The 18,971-nt window shown below is 63.6% G+C and carries 15 protein-coding genes and 1 tRNA gene; 9 read left to right on the top strand and 7 right to left on the bottom strand.

Translation table 11 applies throughout. The features are described from left to right. Positions 1-23 precede the first annotated feature (23 nt). The 4 genes from M2336_RS06440 to M2336_RS06425 all read left to right on the top strand — a co-directional run bounded on the left by M2336_RS06440 (position 24) and on the right by M2336_RS06425 (position 6,071). Entirely contained in the window at positions 24-1,628 is a 1,605-nt protein-coding gene (locus M2336_RS06440) for a GMC family oxidoreductase (RefSeq protein ID WP_264574365.1), read from the top strand. A 101-nt stretch (positions 1,629-1,729) separates the two neighbouring features. After that, on the top strand, positions 1,730-4,000 hold the full coding sequence (locus M2336_RS06435; RefSeq protein ID WP_264592724.1) for a TonB-dependent receptor: 2,271 nt from the start codon (positions 1,730-1,732) through the stop codon (positions 3,998-4,000). Continuing rightward, a complete protein-coding gene (locus tag M2336_RS06430; protein ID WP_264574363.1) occupies positions 3,997-4,575 on the top strand; it encodes a hypothetical protein in 579 nt (192 codons plus the stop codon). The genes M2336_RS06435 and M2336_RS06430 overlap by 4 nt, the downstream gene beginning before the upstream one ends. Further along, a complete protein-coding gene (locus M2336_RS06425; protein WP_264574362.1) occupies positions 4,572-6,071 on the top strand; it encodes a PepSY-associated TM helix domain-containing protein in 1,500 nt (499 codons plus the stop codon). Before M2336_RS06430 ends, M2336_RS06425 begins: the two co-directional genes overlap by 4 nt. A 3-nt stretch (positions 6,072-6,074) precedes the next feature. Here the strand turns inward: M2336_RS06425 and M2336_RS06420 are convergent, their stop codons facing one another. Further along, positions 6,075-7,640: a carbon-nitrogen hydrolase family protein gene (locus M2336_RS06420; RefSeq protein ID WP_264574361.1), complete on the bottom strand. Its 1,566-nt coding sequence runs from the start codon at positions 7,638-7,640 to the stop codon at positions 6,075-6,077. A 213-nt stretch (positions 7,641-7,853) separates the two neighbouring features. Between M2336_RS06420 and M2336_RS06415 the strand changes: the two genes are divergently transcribed. Together M2336_RS06415 and M2336_RS06410 are read left to right on the top strand one after the other, a co-directional pair. Then, the gene (locus M2336_RS06415) at positions 7,854-9,608 is read left to right on the top strand and encodes a PAS domain-containing protein (RefSeq protein WP_264574360.1); all 1,755 of its coding nucleotides are present in this window, start codon (positions 7,854-7,856) and stop codon (positions 9,606-9,608) included. 153 nt (positions 9,609-9,761) lie between these two features. After that, positions 9,762-9,848: transfer RNA gene (locus M2336_RS06410), tRNA-Leu, on the top strand. A 257-nt stretch (positions 9,849-10,105) separates the two neighbouring features. Here the strand turns inward: M2336_RS06410 and M2336_RS06405 are convergent. Genes M2336_RS06405 through M2336_RS06395 form a run of 3 tightly spaced genes read right to left on the bottom strand, consistent with a single transcriptional unit; the run spans position 10,106 to position 12,682 of the window. After that, positions 10,106-11,773, bottom strand: coding sequence for a recombinase family protein (locus M2336_RS06405; RefSeq protein ID WP_264592723.1), 1,668 nt, complete (start codon positions 11,771-11,773; stop codon positions 10,106-10,108). Then, complete coding sequence (locus M2336_RS06400; RefSeq protein WP_264592722.1) at positions 11,766-12,164, bottom strand: DUF2924 domain-containing protein; 399 nt, start codon at positions 12,162-12,164, stop codon at positions 11,766-11,768. The genes M2336_RS06405 and M2336_RS06400 overlap by 8 nt, the downstream gene beginning before the upstream one ends. Then, complete coding sequence (locus tag M2336_RS06395) at positions 12,161-12,682, bottom strand: DUF3489 domain-containing protein (RefSeq protein WP_264592721.1); 522 nt, start codon at positions 12,680-12,682, stop codon at positions 12,161-12,163. Before M2336_RS06395 ends, M2336_RS06400 begins: the two co-directional genes overlap by 4 nt. 276 nt (positions 12,683-12,958) lie before the next feature. Between M2336_RS06395 and M2336_RS06390 the strand changes: the two genes are divergently transcribed. Continuing rightward, positions 12,959-13,192, top strand: a complete 234-nt coding sequence (locus tag M2336_RS06390) for a hypothetical protein (protein ID WP_264592720.1) — start codon at positions 12,959-12,961, stop codon at positions 13,190-13,192. A 431-nt stretch (positions 13,193-13,623) separates the two neighbouring features. Here the strand turns inward: M2336_RS06390 and M2336_RS06385 are convergent, their stop codons facing one another. After that, positions 13,624-13,962 (bottom strand): GIY-YIG nuclease family protein, encoded by a 339-nt coding sequence (locus tag M2336_RS06385; RefSeq protein WP_264592719.1) that lies wholly within the window; start codon positions 13,960-13,962, stop codon positions 13,624-13,626. Positions 13,963-14,064: 102 nt separating this feature from the next. Here M2336_RS06385 and M2336_RS06380 point away from each other — a divergent pair, with 102 nt between their 5' ends. Both M2336_RS06380 and M2336_RS06375 read left to right on the top strand, forming a co-directional pair. Further along, entirely contained in the window at positions 14,065-14,661 is a 597-nt protein-coding gene (locus M2336_RS06380; RefSeq protein ID WP_264572421.1) for a DUF2239 family protein, read from the top strand. Further along, positions 14,658-15,089, top strand: a complete 432-nt coding sequence (locus M2336_RS06375) for an ester cyclase (protein WP_264572422.1) — start codon at positions 14,658-14,660, stop codon at positions 15,087-15,089. The genes M2336_RS06380 and M2336_RS06375 overlap by 4 nt, the downstream gene beginning before the upstream one ends. Before the next feature lie 302 nt (positions 15,090-15,391). On the opposite strand, the gene M2336_RS06370 is transcribed toward M2336_RS06375, so the two are convergent. Next, positions 15,392-16,942 (bottom strand): DUF4139 domain-containing protein, encoded by a 1,551-nt coding sequence (locus M2336_RS06370; protein ID WP_264592718.1) that lies wholly within the window; start codon positions 16,940-16,942, stop codon positions 15,392-15,394. 5 nt (positions 16,943-16,947) lie between these two features. Beyond that, positions 16,948-18,447 (bottom strand): DUF4139 domain-containing protein, encoded by a 1,500-nt coding sequence (locus M2336_RS06365; protein WP_264592717.1) that lies wholly within the window; start codon positions 18,445-18,447, stop codon positions 16,948-16,950. Positions 18,448-18,971: the final 524 nt, after the last annotated feature.

Raw genomic sequence — 18,971 nt, 5'->3', positions numbered from 1 at the left:
TTCAGGCAGGCGGACCGAACGAGATGGATGAATTCGACTATATCGTGGTGGGCGCTGGATCGGCCGGGTGCGTCGTCGCATCGCGGCTGAGCGAAAACCCCGGCACGTCGGTTCTGCTGCTGGAGGCGGGCGGCAGCGATAAGCGGCTGGACATCGCCATGCCGCTCGCCTTCCTTAAGACCATCGCCGATCCCAAATTGAGCTGGGGCGACATGGGCGAGCCGGAGCCGCATTTGAATGGCCGGCGGATCTGGATTCCGCGCGGCAAGGTGCTCGGCGGCTCATCCTCGATCAACGGCATGTTCTACATGCGCGGCCACCCCAATGATTTCGACACCTGGGCGCAAATGGGCGCGCGCGGCTGGAGCTATGACGATGTGCTGCCCTATTTCCGGCGCATGGAGGATAGCTGGCGGGGCGAAAGCGCCTATCATGGCGTGGGCGGCCCGCTGCACGTCGCGCCGATCCAGACCGGGCATCTCCTCCACGAGCCCCTGCGGCAGGCGACGCTGGCGGCCGGCTATCCGGCGACCGACGACATCAATGGCGCGGATGCGGAAGGCCCCGCACTGGGCGAGGTCACCATCGACAAGCGCGGGCGGCGGGCGAGCGCGGCAGCGGCCTATATCCGCCCTGCCCTTGGCCGCCAGAACCTGGATGTGCGGCTGAAGGCGCTCGCCCACCGCATCCTGTTCGACGGCAATCGCGCGGTCGGCATCGAATATTCGGTGGACGGCCAGACCCGCCAGGTGCGCGCGCGCCGCGAGGTCATTCTGAGCGGCGGCGTCTATAACAGCCCGCAACTGCTCCTGCTCTCCGGCGTGGGGCCGGCCGCACAGCTTGCCGAGCTGGGCATTGCGGTGAAGGCCGATGTGCCCGGCGTCGGCCGCAACATCTCCGAGCATCCCTGCTGCATGATGGAATTCGCGGCGACCAAGCCGGTCACCTTCGTCAAGGAACTGCGGCTCGACCGGGCCGCGCGCCATTTTGTCCAGTGGCTGATGCTCGGCACCGGCAAGTTCGCGACACAGCTCAACAGCTGCAATGTCATCCTGCGCACCGATCCGGCGCTGGCGCAGCCGGACATCCAGCTGATGTGCAATCCCGTGACCTTCGGCGCGCGGCTCTGGATGCCGCCTTTCCGCCCCGCACCACCGCACAAGCTGGCCTGCGGCGTGGTGGTGCTCAACCAGCGCAGCCGCGGCTGGATGACGCTGCGCTCCACCGACCCGAACGACCGCCCCGCCATCACCCTCAACCTGATGGATGACCGCTGGGACATGCAGACCATGATCCGCGGCATCCGCGAGGCCCGCCGCATCTACCGCACCGCACCGCAAGCCGCGCTCACCGGCACCGAACTGCTGCCGGGCGAGCAGGTGCAGAGCGACGACGAGATGGAAGACTGGGTGCGCCAGGTGGTCGAGATCGGCCAGCACGCCGTCGGCTCCTGCACCATGGGCACGGGGCCCGATGCCGTGGTCGACCCCGCGCTGCGCGTGAAGGGCGTCACCGGCCTGCGCGTCATCGACGCGTCGATCATGCCGACTGTGCCCGGCGCCAACACCAATGCGACCGTGATCATGATTGGCGAGAAGGGCGCGGATCTGGTGAAGGCCGACGCCTGACGACCCATCGCACCAGCCACGCGCTTGCTCGCGCTAAGATTTGCGATTGACTCGCAATAGCCTTATCAATTAGTCCGCGCCCCGATTGAAAAGGGGAAATCATGAAGCGTACTTGGTTGCTGTCCACCGCCTTGCTTGCCGCTCTCACGGCGCCCTCGGTCGCCACCGCTGAAGAAGCACCGGTGCCGGCGACGGAAGAGCCGTCCGACATCGTGGTGACGGGCGAGAAGATGTCTCGCAGCCTGCAGGATACGACCGCCTCGGTCAGCGTCATGACGCAGGCGCGGCTGGCGCAGGAGAATATCCTGACGATCCAGGAAATCTATCAGCGCACCGCCAATCTCTCCGAAACCTATGGCGCGGCCGGCTTCTCGATCCGCGGCATCGACCAGCGCGGCGTCTCGGGCGGCGGGTCGGCAGCGACGGCCACGGTGTTCGTCGATCACGCGCCGGTGCCACAGGATGTACTCTCCAACGGCCCGACGGATATGTGGGACGTGGCGCAGGTGGAAATCTTCCGCGGTCCGCAATCGACCATTCAGGGTCTCAATGCGCTGGCCGGGGCGGTGCATATCCGCTCGCAGGAGCCGACCTTCGACTGGAGCGCGAAGGGCCGCGCCCTCGTCTCCTCCTTCAACACGACCCAGTTCGCGGTCGCCGGTGGCGGCCCGATCATCGCCGACGAACTGGCGTTCCGCGTCTCGGCCGAAAAGCGGGATTCGGACGGCTATATCCACAACATCACCCGCAATGCGCCCGAGAACCCGCTCGATTCCATCTCGGTTCGCGGCAAGCTGCTGTGGACGCCGTCCGCCCTGCCCGCCTTCGAGGCGCGCCTTGGCTACCATCATTTCGAGACCAAGGGCGGCTATCTGTTCACCTATGTCGACCGGTCGGTCGGCGATTATTTCGACAATCGCACCAACCCGTCCGACTATCCCAACAGCAGCGATGTCGATCACGATCAGCTGCTACTCGACCTGCGCTACGACCTCGGCAGCGGCCTTTCGCTGAGTTCAGTGGGCACGTGGACGGACACCAATTTCATCCGCAAATATGACGGGGATTCCTCCGCTGCCAGCCGCGCGTACAGTGACATTGCCGGCGGTGTGGAGACCTTCACACAGGAGCTGCGCCTGAGTTATGAGAGCGACCGGCTCAGCGGGCTGATCGGCCTGTTTTACTCGCACCGCGACGAGTATCGAAATTCGCATCAGGTGACATTGGTGCCGACGCCCGCCGCGACCATCGTCGCTGCGCTAACGCGCGAACTGGGCGCCGCGACCGCGCAGCAGGTGGCGACGATCTACACCGCCGCGCTGCCAACCATTCCGGTCGATTACACATCGCAGTTCCCCAATCAGGTGGAAACCATGGCCGTGTTCGCCGATGCCAAATATCGGCTGACCGACCGCTTCTCGCTGATCGGCGGATTCCGCTACGATCATGAGCGCAACCAGATCAGTGGCGACGCCCTCGCCCGGTTCGTCGGAACGCTCCCCGACCCTGCGCTCTACCCTGCACCGCTGAATGGCGCGATCACCGCGCTCAACGGCTTCGTGCTGGGGCTGGTGGACGATGCCAACGGGTCGGCGCCGCTCGGTGCGCGTACCTTCAACGCCTTTCTGCCAAAGGGCGGCATCGAGATGGCGTGGACGCCGGATCTCGCCACGTCCTTCGTTGCGCAGCGTGGGTACCGGTCGGGCGGCAGCGCCTTCAACACCGCCCGATCACAGCTCTTCGCCTACGACCCGGAGTTCACCTGGAATTATGAGGTGTCATTGCGCTCGGCCTGGCTCGACCGCCGACTCACGCTCAACGCCAATGCCTTCTACATCGACTGGGCCGACCAGCAGACCACCGCCAATTTCGGCAACGGCGTCTATGATACGCACACGGTGAATGCCGGCAAATCGCATCTCTACGGGTTCGAGGTGGAAGTGGCGCATCGTTGGTCGCCTGCCTTCGACTGGTATGCCAGCCTGGGACACACCCGCACCAAGTTCGACTCCTTCGTCACCAATCTGGGCTCGATCACCGATCTCTCCGGCCTTGAATTCCCCTATGCGCCGCGCTGGACGCTGGCGGGCGGCGCCAATGTTCGCTTCGATGGCGGCTTCAATGCCAATCTCAACGCCTCTTATCGCAGCGCTGTCTTTACGGATGTGGCGAAGCCCCAATCGAGCAACCGCGTCAGCGCACGGACCGTCGTCAACGCACGGCTCGGCTATGCGGCCGATCACTGGAGCGTGTCGCTGTTTGCCAACAATCTGCTCAATGAGAAATACGATCAGTACATCAACTCGTTCACCGGCTTCTCCACCATCGGCGCGCCGCGCAGTGTCGGCATCGTGTTGGAGGCCGGGTTTTGAGCGCAACCGGCTCTCTTGCCGCGCTGACCGCCATGCTGGCCGGTAGCGTGGCCGGCATCTGGGCATTGCGCGGGGCGTGGAGTCTCAAAAGCGGCAAGGCGCCGTGGCGGATCGCCGGCCTGGCGCTGCTCGGCGCCACGCTGCTCTGGGGGGCATGGGTGCTGGGCAGCGCGCGCGGTCCCTTTACCGCCGCGACACTCGTCTCGGTGGCGGCGTTCGGCGTGATCGCCACCGGCTACACGCTGCGCCCTGCCCGCGCCGGACGGCAAGGCCGCGAAGCGCTCGCGCCCGAACCGGCCGAACGGATGGCAAGCCCCTGGCGCACGACCTTGCGCTGGGCGCTGGCCGGGCCGATCGGCATGGTCGCCGCGATGAGCGTGGGCATCAGCTATGCCATCTGGGCACCAGGCGAACCGCAAACGCGGTTGCTGATCGGCGGGCTGATCGTGCCGCTCGCCTGGGGCGGCGCGATGGCCTGGACCCTGGCGGACAGCCGCATCCTGCGCGCAACGGCGGTGCTGGTCGGCACCGCCATTCTGGGCTTTGGCACCGCGATGCTGAAGGGATTCACATGACGAGCCGCACCAAGAAGCAGAGCTTCCCCTCCCCGGACCTCGTCCGCGCCGTGCTCAAGGGCCATAGCGGGCTGGGCCTCGCTTTTGCCGCCCTGCTCTATCTGGTCTGCCTGACTGGGGCGATCGCGGTGTTCGCCAACGAGTTCCAGCGCTGGGAGAATCCCGGTGCCGAACCGGTGGAGAGCTTCTCAGGCGATGCCGCGCAGGCGGCGTATCGTGCGGCGCTCGACCGCGCTGGGCAACCGGTCGAGCATGTGTTCATCATGATGCCGAGTGAAGACCGTCCCTGGCCGACCCTACGGGTCGACGCCGAAGACGGGACGCGCACCACCTGGATCGCCGACAGCGCCGGGCGCCTTGTGAGCGAACAGCGCGAAAGCTGGACGAAGTTCCTCACACGGCTGCACATCAACCTGCACCTGCCGCAAAGCTGGGGCATCTTCATCGTCGGCCTGACCGGCGTCGCCTTGCTCTCCTCGCTGATTTCCGGCCTGCTGGCGCATCCGCGCATCTTCCGCGACGCCTTCCACCTGCGGCTCGGCGGATCGCGGCGCTTGCAGGAAGCCGATCTGCATAACCGCATCGGCGTATGGGCACTGCCCTTTCACATCACCGTCTCTCTGACCGGCGCGCTGCTCGGCCTCAGCACGATCATCGTCGGCGCCATCGGCCTCGCGGTATTCCAGGGCGATACTGCCAAGGTTTATGCCATCTTCACGCCGCCTCATCCGGCCGAAGACGTCCGCCCCGCCCCGCCGCTCGACCTGCGCCCATCGTTCGCACAGGTTGCCGCGCGCGCGCCGGGCAGCCGGATCGACTATGCCGTCGTCGAGCATCCGACCGAAACCGGTGCAGCCATCCTGTTCGAGGTGGAGGATGGCTCGTCCCGGCTCGCTGATGCCGACAGCTACGCCTTCGACCGCGCCGGCACGCTCTATTACGAGCACAAGGCCGCGCAGAGCAATGTCGGCCAACAGATTCTAGGCTCGCTTGGCATCCTGCACTTCGGCTGGTTCGGCGGCGGCCTCATCAAGATCGCCTATGCCGCGCTGGGGATCGGCCTGACCTATCTGGCCGCCGGCGGCGTCAACATCTGGCTAGCCCGGCGTCGGGACAAGGGCCGGCCCGCGCCAGGCTGGGAGCGTGTCTGGACGGCCACCGTGTGGGGACAGCCGCTTGCACTGAGCGGCGCCGCCCTCCTCGCGCTGTTGACGCCATCGGTCGGCCCGCTGATCGGCCTATGGGCGGCGATCAGCATCTGCGCGCTGGCGGCCGCCACCGTGCTGACGCCTGCCGCGCTCTCCGCCGCCGGGCGGGCCGGGACGGGCGCTGTGCTGATCGTCATCGCGCTCGCTCACCCTGCCCTCGTCGGGATGGACGACGGCATGGCGACGCTGGTCGATATCGCCGTGGGTCTGCTGGGCCTGGGCCTGCTTGGCACCGTCGCCAGCAAGGCGGGGCGGCGCAGACGCCCGGTAGCCGCCGCGGCGATCTGAAGGTCAGCGCGCCCGTTTGGTGCGCGGCTCCTTCCACTGCACACCGTAGAGGTCGAAGCGGCGGTCGCGCAGGTTCTGCACGGCGCCGCTCTGCCGGCTGGTCAGCAGATCGTCGAGGGAGAGGTCGGCAATGGCGATCGTCTCGGTATTGGGCGCGGTGTCGGCGGCCACGCCATCGCGCGCGAAGGGGAAGTCCGAGGGCGTCAGGATCGCGCTTTCGGCATAGTGAATGTCCATATTCTCGACATTCGGCAGATTGCCGACAACGCCGGACGTCACGACATAGCACTGGTTCTCCACCGCCCGCGCCTGACAGCAATAGCGCACGCGCAGATAGCCCCGCCGCTCATCGGTGCAGAAGGGCACGAACAGCAGCAGCGCGCCCTGATTGACGAGGTGCCGCGCCAGCTCCGGGAATTCGGAATCATAACAGATCATCACACCGATCGGCCCGCAATCGGTGGGGATGGCATCGGCGCCGAAGCCGCCCTTGATGTTCCACCAGCGCCGCTCTGATGGCGTGGGGTGCAGCTTCTCCTGCGTGTACATCGCCCCATCGCGCAGGAACACATAGCTGATGTTGCGGATATCGCCATTCTCCACCCGCGTGGGGTGGGAGCCGCCGATGATGTTGATATTGTAGCTGACGGCCAGCTTCTCCATGAACGCGCAATAGCGCTCGGTATATTCCGCGATCTTGCCGATGGCCTCGCTGGGCGCCAGCTTGGCGCGCGAGATGGAGAGCAGTTCCAGCGTGTAGAGCTCGGGAAACACCACGAAGTCGGCGCGGTAATCCGCCGCGACGTCGACGAAATACTCCACCTGCTCCTCGAACTGCTCGATCCGCGTGATGCCGCGCATCTGGAACTGCACCGTGGCGACCCGCACGGATGACGGCAGCTTGAGGGTGCCATGGTGCGCGCGCCCCGTCCCCTCCTCGGGTGCCAGCGGGTTGGGCCAAAACATCAGCACCGCATTGCCCGCGCTGTCCCGGTCGCCGGGCAGATAATCGGGCAGGATGCCCTTGGCCTGAAAGCCCTGCCCCAGCTGGAAGTTGATCACCGGATCGCGCAGCTTGCGCTCGATCGCGGCATCGAGATAGGCCTGCGGATCGGGATAATCCCGCCGGCGGCGCGCATAGCCCGGCAGGCGACCGCCAAAGGCGATGCCCTTCAGCTCGAAATATTGGCATAGCTCCTGCCGCTTGCGGTAAAAGCGCTGGCCGATGCGCAGACGCCGGAAATCGGGATCGACGCAGACTTCCATGCCGTACAAAACGTCCCCTTCCGGGTCATGGCGCGTACCGAAGCCATCGCCGGTGATCTCGCCCCAGCTGTGCGGCGCGAAGGCAATCTCCTGCGAGACGATGAGCGTGGCGCAGTGGCCGACGATGGTGCCCTCATAATCGGCGACGAATTGCCCTTCGGGGAAGTTATTGATCTGCCCGCGAATTTGCGCGGCGGTCATGGCCTCGGCCTTGCCATAGACCTTGGTGGAGAGCCGGGCGATTGCGCGCGCATCCTTGGCGAGCGCGGGACGGACGATGAGCTTTGCCTGTGTATGAGCCATGCAGGCGATATAGCGCGATCGCGCCCAGCGTCCATGTTCGTGCAGCCCGGCTGCCCCCACATTGTCTTGCACCCCGGCAATCGGACGACTAGCCACCCCCTGTACGCAAGGGCAGTCTGGGCGGTTTTCGGGAACCACTCGGTCCTGAAGCGTTTGTTATGCTGGCTTCAAAGTCGCGGACGGCTGGAGCGGGCAACCACAGGGAATGCGACCTTGGCGATAGAATCGGGCGATCACAACGACTTCGCGGCTGAAAGCGGGGATACCGCCGCTTCGGACGACAATCAGGGCACTGAAGCAGCCGAAGGCCGGGTGACCGTGCGCGGCAAGGATCACTGGCGTGAGCGCACCATCACCGCGCCGGGCCTGAGCGAACGGGGCAACGTATTTTTCGCCGCGATCGAAATGACGCGGATGCCGATGATCCTCACCGATCCCAATCTGCCGGACAATCCCATCGTCTTTGCCAACAAGGCGTTTCTGGACCTGACGCTTTACGAAGAGAGCGAAATCATCGGGCGCAACTGCCGGTTCCTGCAAGGCGCCGAGACGGACCGCGAGCGGATCGCCGAACTGCGCGATGCCGTGGCGCGGCATGAGTCCATCGCGCTCGAAATCCTCAACTACCGGCGCGACGGCACGCCGTTCTGGAATGCGGTGTTCATCGGCCCGGTCTATGACGTCTCCGGCAAGCTGCTCTACTTTTTCGCCAGCCAGCTGGACGTGACCAAGCGGCGCGAAACCGAGCAGGTGCTGCGCCAAGCGCAGAAGATGGAAGCGATCGGGCAGCTGACCGCTGGCCTTGCCCATGACTTCAACAATCTGCTGCAGGTGATCGGCGGCAGCCTGGAACTCGCCTCGAACCGCATCGAGGATGAGCGGGCCGGGCGGCATATCGAAAATGCCCAGCACGCCGCCGCGCGCGGGGCAAAGCTGACCGGCCAGCTGCTCGCCTTCGCCCGCAAGACGCGGCTCACGCCCCGGTCGGTGGATGTGAGCGATTGTGTGCAGAGCTTCGTGCATGTGCTGGAGAGCGCGCTCGGCAGCGATATCGAGCTGCACCTCAGCCTGCGGCGGGGCTTGCCGCGCATCCATGTGGATCCCGACCAGTTCGAGATGGCGGTGCTCAACATCGTGATGAACGCCAAGGACGCGATGCGCGGCGCCGGCGGGCTGGTGACCATCACGACCGGCAAGCTGCATCTCAACGGCGATGCTGCCGCCCGCCAGCTTCCGCCCGGCGACTATATCAGCCTTGAGGTGACGGATGAGGGGGAAGGCATGCCCGCCCATGTCGCCCAGCGCGCGACGGAGCCCTTCTTCACCACCAAGCCCACCGGCCAGGGCACGGGCCTCGGCCTCGCCATGGCCAGCGGCTTCCTGCAGCAATCGCGGGGCCGGCTGGAGATTGAGAGCGAACAGGGCGTCGGCAGCACGATCCGCCTGCTCTTCCCGGTCTCCGTGCAGAATGACGAGGATGACCGCGCCGCCGCGCCTAGCCCTATCACCGCGGCCGCGCCCGCCGATGGTCCCTCCGGCAAGGCCCATATTCTGGTGGTGGAAGACAGCCCTGAAGTGATGGCCCTGTCCCGCGAGATCCTCGAAAGCGCGGGCTACCGTGTCTCGACCGCCATCTCGGGCGACGAGGGTCTCAAGGCGCTGCAGAAGCTGATGGAAGCCGACCCTATCGATCTTCTCTTCACCGATCTCGTCATGCCCGGCAGCCTGAATGGCATTTTGCTGGCAGAGGAAGCGGTGAAGCTGGTGCCCGGCATCGCGATCCTCATGACCACCGGCTATAATGAGCAACTCGTCTCCGATGGCCCCCAGACCATCTCGCAAGATGTGATCGGCAAGCCCTATCGCCCGGCCGAGTTGCTCAACAGGGTCGAGCAGGCACTCAAGAACCGCGCCACCGCCGGCGATGCCCGCCGGCACCGCTCCGATTACGGCCACGCCGAAGCCTGATCGAGCGGGCCGGCTGACGAGGGCACGGGCGTGAGATATCTATTCTCACGCGCGGCCCATGAACGCCACCGAGCATCTGGCGTTTCCTAAAAAGGTGAGATATAGGCGCGCCAGCCATCCCCGCAGCGCGCTGCATCAAGGGGTTCGCGCCGTGCGGGCGTGGTGGAATTGGTAGACGCAGCGGACTCAAAATCCGCCATCCGCAAGGATTTGTCGGTTCGAGTCCGACCGCCCGCACCAGACAGTCCCTAATTCCCCGAGATTTGTGAGCCGCGCTTTGACCGTGATAAAACTGGCGCAGAACTGCGCCATTTTGGCGCTGGCACTTCGCGAACTTAGGTCTGCAGACTGAGCGCGCAGGCGGCGTCGGCCATTTATGCGCCGCTATCTCAGTGGTCATTTTCCAGACCTCATGACCGGTCGACGCCGCGCGGCGTCGAACAAAAAAGCGGCCGGAGGACATCCGGCCGACGCTTTCCCTAGATGGGTGACTGAATTTACCTGCAGCCAAGCAAAGCCCGCTGCTCGCTCCAGCTGATCGGCAGATCGATGCTGAGCAGTCCTTTGGTCGTAAGCGAGACCGGCTGGCTACCCTCGATGCATTGCGCCACAATGTCAGGCGCAAGCGTTGCGATCCGCATCAGCTGCGCAGAACGCTTGCGGCACTTGCCCTGCGCGTCAGCAAGTGATGCCAGACTATGCTCGGGGGCGCCAAGCAGCGCTAGATGCAGCGCTCGGGCTTCTGCGATCAGCGCGACCAGCGGCTTATTGATCGTATCAGCTGACCGATCCCGCGAGTCGCCAATGATCATGCGAACATCCTTGCCTTGCCGGATGCGGATCGCGCGGCTGGTCAGCTGCACCGGACGGTCATGGGCCAGCTGATCCAGACCCAGGAGGGACTGCAGCTTGTCACGGTGGAGTGTGAGAGTGATGCTCTCCTCTGCCATGTCGATCCGACCGAGGAGCATCGTCAGCATCGCCGGACGCTTTGATGCCTTGTCCAGATCGGCTGCAGACCGGGATGCTCTGGTCAGCGAACCTACGACATGTTCGGGTCCAGTAATGTCGATGATCGCCCGACGGTCCATGAGCCAGCCCTTCAGGCGCTCGATGACGATCCGTTCGATCTCCGGCGCGCTGACCCGCCATGGTTTTTCACTGCTGCCGATGAGTGCGTTGGGATGGGTTACATAATAGCGATAGCGCTTCCCCGCCTTGGCCGTGTGGCTGGGCGACATCTTACGCCCCTCCCCATCGTGGATTAGGCCGGTGAGCAGGCTGCGCTTGGGAGAGCGCCTTGCCGAGGGGTTGTTGCGTCCCTGTTCCAGCTGGCGCTGTACCGCATCCCAAAGTGCCTCATCGATGATCGCGTCGTGCTGGCCGTCATAGATCGTGCCCTTGTGCACGACCTTGCCGCGATAGATGGCATTGCCAAGCAGGTGTGAGAGCGCGCCGCGGCTGAACGCGATGCCGCCCCGGCTGTGAAGCTGCTTGGTCCGATAGCCATCCCACAACAACTCTTCGACCAGGGCCTGCAGGGAGCCCAGCGCAAGGTAGCGGGTCATGATGTGGCGGACCTGGCTCGCCTCGGCCTGATTGATGACCAGCGCCCTGTCCTTCACATCATAGCCAAGCGGGGGGTTGCCGCCCATCCACATGCCCTTCTTCTTCGAGGCGGCGATCTTGTCGCGGATGCGCTCACCAGTCACCTCGCGTTCGAACTGGGCAAAGGAGAGCAGCACATTGAGGGTGAGCCGCCCCATGCTGCTGGTGGTGTTGAACGCCTGCGTGACCGAGACGAAGCTGGCACCGCGTGCATCGAGGATCTCGACGATGCGGGCAAAGTCGGAGAGCGCACGGGTCAGGCGATCGACCTTGTAGACCACGATTACGTCGATCTTTCCGGCTTCGATGTCGGCAAGCAGGCGGACCAGCGCAGGACGATCCATGGACCCACCGGAGTAGCCCCCATCGTCATAAGCGGTCTTGACCAGGGTCCAGCCTTCATGGCGCTGACTGACGATGTACGCCTCGCAGGCTTCGCGCTGGGCATCGAGGCTGTTGAATGCCTGCTCCAGCCCTTCCTCGCTGGACTTGCGGGTGTAGACGGCGCAGCGCACGGCACCGCGCGGTCCTTCAACGACCTTGGGCCGCCTAGCCATGGTCATGCAGCCGGAAGAAGCGGGGACCCGACCAGGATGTTCCGGTTACCGCGCGGGCAATAGCCGAGAGTGACCGATAGCTGCGCTCTTCCCACACATAGCCATCTTCAACCACGGTGACGCTGATGCTACGCCCGTTCCACTGCCGCACGAGATGCATCCCGCTTCTAAGCGGGACGCTCTCCTTGCCGGCAGCAAGGCGACGAAGGGCCTGGCCATGGGAGGGAGACAGCCCTCCCATGGTTTTCTCCTGCAGCGCATAGCCGAAGAGCCGGCGCAGCAGATCGGCGCTGACGCGCGGTGGTTCCGTTCTGAGCGACGATCGCCATTGATCGCGCAGTTCACTCAGCGACAGCGCCGCCAGAGCATCAAGGCGTGCCTCGAGGCTCATGCCGCAGCGCTTTCGACCAGACGATAGCAGGCGCGCTCACCGCTCTTGTCCAGCGTGATCCCATGGCCCTTCTTGCGCAGGCCGGTGAGCGCCGCGCGGGTGCTGTGCGGCAGCCAGCCGGTCATGCCGACCAGCTCATCAAGCGATGCGCCCTCGGCGCGGCGGAGCAGATCCAGCACCTGCTCTGATTTTGACCGTGTGCGGTTCGGTGGCGTGACGACGGCCGCAGTAGCAACAGTCTCAGCCTGAGCATTCTGCTCGCTGTCCACGCCGATCGCGGCACGGCCCGCTTGGGTGATGACAAGCGCGAAGCGATCATCACCCTCTTCCCGCCAGACCTTCGGTAGGTCGGTCGTTGCCGCTTCCTCGATCAAACCCCGCCTGATCAACGGCGGGATGACCTTGCGGATCCGGCCTGCCTGATCGGCGAGATGATCGGGCGGTGGCAGCAAGCTGCCATCATCGCGCTGGGCAGCAGCGGACAGCAGGACGAGTTGCAGGTCGTTGAGCTTGGTCATGGGTGGTCTCCTCTTGCGGAGCAGCACTTCGCTGCTCCCACCACCCAGAGCCCTGTCGACCAAGCCGGCAGGGCAGGTCCCCGGCCTCGCGCCGCGGCTCGACCAGCACCAATGCTCGGTGTCAGGAACAAGTCCAGTCGAATATGCGGGCTCGCGGAAGATGCCCGCAGGATCGCCACATGATGCCGTGACACAAATGATGATGGATCACCGAGACGCAGCCATCGCACTCACCCGCCACTTGCGAGTCTCGCGCCGTCGAGAGATAGGCACACCATGACCCAATCTCAGTTGGCTGATCTCCTTATCGCACGACTGGTCCGTGATCATGGCGGCACCCGTCAACGCTGGCGCAAACTCATAGGCACAATCCGGACCTATGATCTCAAAACCCATCCGCATTGCAACTGGATGATCGATGCGACCGGCTCGACGTCCGACATCGCAAAGGTTGAAAGCTTGCTTGATGAACTGCGGCAGAGCCACCCGTTCATCACGGCTGACCGTTGAAACTGGCGCGCTGGCGGCAGGAAGCCGCCGGCCGATTTGTCGGACGTTCCGAACAGTCTGCTTACAGCTGGCTAGCGAGGAAAGCAGCCGTTCGTTCAGCCGGGTAGCGCATCTGCTGTGGGAGCAGAATGTCGTGGCAGCTTTGTCGGACGGTCCTGACAGGCAGCTTATGGGCACCGAATAGGGCAAACCGGACGTTGCCTATGGTTAGAACGATGACCGCTTGCGACCACATCAAGACGTTCGGCCGAGCCGGCCGGACGACCGATTTCGGCGTGAGCAGCTATTCGAGGGTAACGACTCTGCCGGACGGGAGGCGACCACTTAAGGCCGTTCCATCGATCTGCGTGTCCCCCCGAAACTGGCCGTTTGTCGGTACGTTGGGTTGCGCTGTCGAGGGCTCCTGATCGGAGAGCTCCACCGGGTACTCGCTATATGCGGATGCCGTTCAATTTCTCGACCCAATGCGCATGCAGGCTTTTGAGCGCGGTGGTGCGGGTGTAGCCAGGATAATCCCCGTCGACCAGTCTCGCGACAACCTCGAAGGTGAAAGCCTCGCTCCCATAAGATGTCCACGCCTCTTGAAGAGAACGATGCGAATTGCTCCCCTGCCGTAGCGTGAACCACAGGCGGTTCTGGATAGTGGATAGATCGGGAGCACTGCCGACCCACATCCGATCTGATGGCCCGCATCGAACAGCGTAGATGCCCGATTCAACTTTTCTCTCCTTATAGGCCGCAACAGCCGCCCTTCGATCTTCCCCGTGCATGCGCCATCCTCCTGCTGCTGCGTCAGCCCTACAACGATGGAGCAGATCGCGCAATATTGTCCGGATGAATTGACGCACGATTATACCCGGCTATAAAGGCGCATGTCCGAGTATCTGTCCGCTCCCTGTACCGCCTTCGCCGGCACCAAGCGCCTCGCGAGCGGGGCGCTGATTGACGTGGCGTTGGCGATCAAAGCGTGGGAAGGCCAATCGCAAGGTTCGATCCTCACCTTCGATGATGCTTCTGGTGCCGTGATCGACCTCGATCTTCGAGGCACCACAGCAGAGATCGTCACGCGATTGACCGAGCATGGCGAGCTTGAGGCCTTGGCGGCTAAGTCTAACCGATCGAGAGGCCGGCCGAAGCTGGGCGTGGTTGCGCGTGAAGTGACCCTGCTACCGCGACATTGGGAATGGCTTGGAAGGCAAACGGGGGGAGCCTCGCAGACATTGCGTCGTCTCGTTGACGAAGCGCGCCGCGCCGATGGTGGTCAGGCCGACCGTAAGGCAGCACACGAGCGTACCTATCGCTTCCTGTCGGCGCTGGCCGGCGATTTGCCAGGTTACGAAGAAGCGATCCGCGCCCTGTTCGCTGGTGAGGATGGGACTTTCGCCGAGCGAATGGCGACGTGGCCGCAGGACATTCAGGACCATGCGCTGGCACTCGCCCAGCCGAACCCGAGCAAGGCGCAATCATGATCACCGTGGATGAGCGTAAGCAGCGGCTTGCCGCTTTCATACGACAGGTTTGGGATGGCGGCGATGCAGACGCGGCTGATGGCTATGTCGCGGAGACATACACCATCCATCACGATCCCGGCGATCCCTGGGAGGGCAGAACGCTTGATCGCGCCGGTTTCAAAGATCGGGTTCGAAAGTCGAGAGCTGCTTTCCCCGACCAACGGTTCGACACTCAGGGATTGTTCGCCGAGGGTGATAATGTCGTGATGACCTGGCTTTGGAACGGTACGCATCGAGGTGACTTGGCGGGGTTCCCGGCAACCGGCCGGGTGATCCGTATGTCGGGCGCGACGGTCTACACGTTCGACAGCGAAGATCGGCTGACAGGCCATTGGCAGATCACGGATCGGCTTGGCGTGTTCCAGCAGCTACAGCGCTCAGGCTAAGAGATTTTCGGGGAGGCTGACGCTTTCCCAGTTCCGATCTGCGGTCAGTCAGATTGGCAGCTATCTTTGCGAATTCCCCGAAACCCACCTGGCGGCTTCCCACCAGACTTTCGCGTAGGCGGTCCAAGGAGCGGTCTGCCGAACGGCCGAATCTGGTGATAGCTGTCGTTCAGCGGACCTTGCGGGAATAACGGGTTTGTCCCAATTCGCGTCATTACGACAGAAATGAACGAGTGGCCGCTTTCGGGATGCTAGGTCGGTAGCATGAACTTCCGACTTCGGGGCGATCAATGACATCATCGTCAGCGGCATTCGCTCATCACATAACTTATCTTCGCTTCGCTATTCGGCGCCAGCGCGGCAGTCCACATGCGCTTGCCCGGTTTGCTCGCCAGTCGCACCGACACGTTGCGGAGAGCGGCGTTGGGATCGTTCATGAACTCCATCTCATAGCGCACCGGGAATGGTTGGGCGTTGCGAACCGTCACGGTGTAATGCGTCCCGTCTTTGGCCTGCTGGCTTTCCGTGTCGATCGTGACTCCTTGAGCCCCGCCGAAGACCAGATCGACCTCCTCGTCGATCGTCTTGTCGGCGAGGGTCGCTTCCCCCACCAGTTGCCGTCCGCGCGCGCCCATTTGATAGAGGATCACTTTCCCAGCCGGGAGCGGTTCACCCAGCCCATCGCGCTTCCTGTTCCTGAACCGGAACAACATCTCGGGATCATCGGGCTTGCAAAAGGAAAGGCGAGATCGATAAATCAAGGAACCGTCAATCCGGCGATCGGCAAGGAACGCCACCTGCTTCTGCGATTTGGCGGCCACGGTGACCGGGATCGGGACTCTGTAAAGCTTCAGGTCAGACAGGTTTTCAGCTTCCGCAGTGATCGCCATCGGGGGGGCCATCGCCTGTCGTCGAACGGCTGCTCCCGTCACCACAATATCCTCCCCCGCCATCTCCATCATCATCGGCGGGGAAGGAGGAGGTGGAGGGATCGAAATGTACGGGACGTCGCTGGTCGTGCCGGCGGGCCAGCACTGAGATGCTGTGTTCAGCCGACGCGCAGCGCTGATCGCAGCACGGGCCGTATCGTCGCGTGTTTCGTCCGAACGGTTGATCCGTCCGGCCACCGCTGCCGTGGTCGCATCGACGAAACTCGTCTCGTCAGCGCTTGCCATGGTCAGCCATGCGAACAGGTCCAATCTGGCACCAGCTTCGTCCAGCGTTCCGACATAGGTCGCGTCCCAGTCAAAGCCGGTCGCAATGTAAGCCAGCGTTATTGTAACGGTGCCCCCTGGCTGATCCTTCGTCGTCATCGACAACACCGGCTTTGCCGCCAAGGTCGCAGGCGCGCCGGGATAGATCAACGTCTGCGCCAGCCCGGAGCAGTAAACAGCCTCTGCGCCGCGCGGGGTGTCAATGATCAGGCGATCGGCCGCAGACCGAATGGTCGCCCGCTCTTCGGTCTCACCTGTTGCGGGATTGGTCCGGCGGAGAACAACGCGCTGCCCAGTAAAGGCATCGACCAGACCCGCCTGCGAGAGCAATGCCGCGTCACGGTTACGCTCGCGCGGATCTGTGCCAAACATGATCGCCGATTGCGGCACGATGCCACTCGCCACGCCTTCGAACCTTATGGTCGCAACGCCGGGCGGCAGGGTGATTGTGCGCGTCTCGGTAATCAGAGCGAAGGACGACGGATCATCACGATCGATCTTGCGCTCTCCCCGGTCAGGGTCGCGATACAGCGTCACGCCGACCTGCTGGGGCGCCGGGGACAGCACCACCGGAGCAGTCTGCGCGACGACCATCGGAGCGGCGAGCAAGAGGAGGAGAGGAGCGACGAGCCGCCGCATCTTGCTTACCAGGGCGTGAGGAAAGCGACGGTCAGTTCCGTCTTTCCGTTTGCCGGGACCGGCACTTCCCAATGCCGCTCGTCCACATTGTCCTGTTCACCCTTGATGCTCTCCTCGGGGATTCGCAGATCGCGCCACCACTGCCATTGCGCCAGTCCACCCTGCACCACATCCACCGTCACCGGCGTCGGGCTCGCATTGGTGACGATATAGCGCATTCGCGTGCGGAAATATCGCTGCGACCTTTCGACCTCTGCGGTTTGGGTCGAGCCATCAGGATAGGTGATCCTCCACCGTGCGGTGCGCTCCCATTCAGCGCTGGTAATGCTCTCCCGCCCTTCCATCACCGGTTGGACCTTCACGTCGAATGCATCGCCCGTCCGCAGCGCCAGAGAAGAGCCACCGGGGGTGTGCGGGATCGCGCTCTCACCGATAAACTGCGCCTGTCCGCGAGAGTCCCGCATGTACACGCGCACGGTCCCGGCGGGCAGCGCGGCACCAATGCCCTGTGCCCGCGCGTTGGAGAATTTGAGAACCGATGCAGCACTTTGCGCTTCATCCTGACTTTCAAGCCAGCCATTTCGGTACTCGTACCCTTTGCGAGCCGGAACGCCCGATACATCCAGGAAGCTCACTTGCTTGGTCTGCGCGTTGGCGATCGTCGTGCGACCGTCAATCGGATAGACGTGGAAGTCGCCCAGTTGCTCGCCGCCACTCTCAGTTCCGGGCGTGTTGCCGCGAGGCGCCGGCTGTCGCGGCCGATTTCTTACGCCACCATAGGATTGCTGTACTTGCCCGACGCTCCCGGCCACGAGCAACGTCCGGGCGTTCGGAAAGGTCGTACCGGTGTTGTTGGTCAGCGTGATCCAACCCTGCACATCGATCTTGCCGGCTTTTTCATCGAACAGGGCTACATAGTCCGATTTCCAGCCGAGCCCCGGCGTGAGATAGCTTAAAGTCAGCGGCCGTGCGCCGGCGCGAACTGCGTCGAGCGTGACACTGAGCGTTGGGCGCGCGCGCAAATTTGGCGGGATGCTGTCGAACACCACACGGACGGGGAGCCCATCATCACGAAGGATTTCGATGCGCTCGCCAATTTTGAGCACGACGCCCCCGTTCACGGCGAGCACGGTAGCGCGCTCGCGCGTTTCTGCGCCGGTCGCCGGATTTGTGCGGAACAAAGTGATCTGCTGCCCCACCGCCTTTTCCATCAGCGCCGCCGGCGAGAGCAGGTCATAATCGAAATTCTGCTCGACGATACCGAAGCCCTCGCCGGAAAGGGTTACGGTTTCGGGGCGGATCTGCGCGGAAACGTCTGCAAACTCCTGGCGAGACCGTCCATTTGGCAGCGAGACCTGCCTCGTATCCTGAACGAGGGCGAGGCTCTCATAAATGGTGACCGCGACGTCGCCTTGCGCCGTTTTTGCAGGCGGCGGGTCCTGCGCCAAAGCAACGGCTGATGGGAAGGCAGCAGCAGCCAGCGCGATCAAACTTACAATCCGCATCACGAGCCCTTTTTGACTGCCGCCACGATTACCACTGGGCATTACGAAATCCCTAAGGGCGTTGCAGTTCGATTGCATTCTCTGCCCCGAAGACTGGTACGACCAAAAGCTTGATCAGCCAAACTACGGCAAGAGGCCTGATCGAGTTTGGATCGTCGGCATCAACGTCATCAGTTGAATGAAAGGCGGGTAATAGGTCCATTTTCGTTCGCTTCGTAATGACTGCTTTGAAAGCAATCATTCCCCCCCCCCCGCAAACGATACGGTTTCCACAGCTGTCCAAGCGGTCGGAAAATCCCCGCGCGTAGCTTTGGATTGGCGCTACCCCGGCCGCGCGAACTTGTTCACAGCCCGAGTGGCTATATCCAACCGGTAGAGCACCGAGATCGCTTGACACTTCTGTGCCCCGTTCCATGCGTGAGCAGCGAAAGCGCTGCCGACACTGGAAGAGCGGCCGTGATGCCATGACGGAGGGCCGTCTGAAGTCTCTTTGCCAGTCGTGGAGGGCGCTCTCGATCGTGCTT

It is taken from the genome of Sphingobium sp. B1D7B (genome assembly GCF_025961965.1).
Classification (GTDB): Bacteria; Pseudomonadota; Alphaproteobacteria; order Sphingomonadales; family Sphingomonadaceae; genus Sphingobium.
The sequence above is the reverse complement of the archived record's forward strand: the minus strand, read 5'-3'. Positions and strand labels throughout refer to the sequence as shown.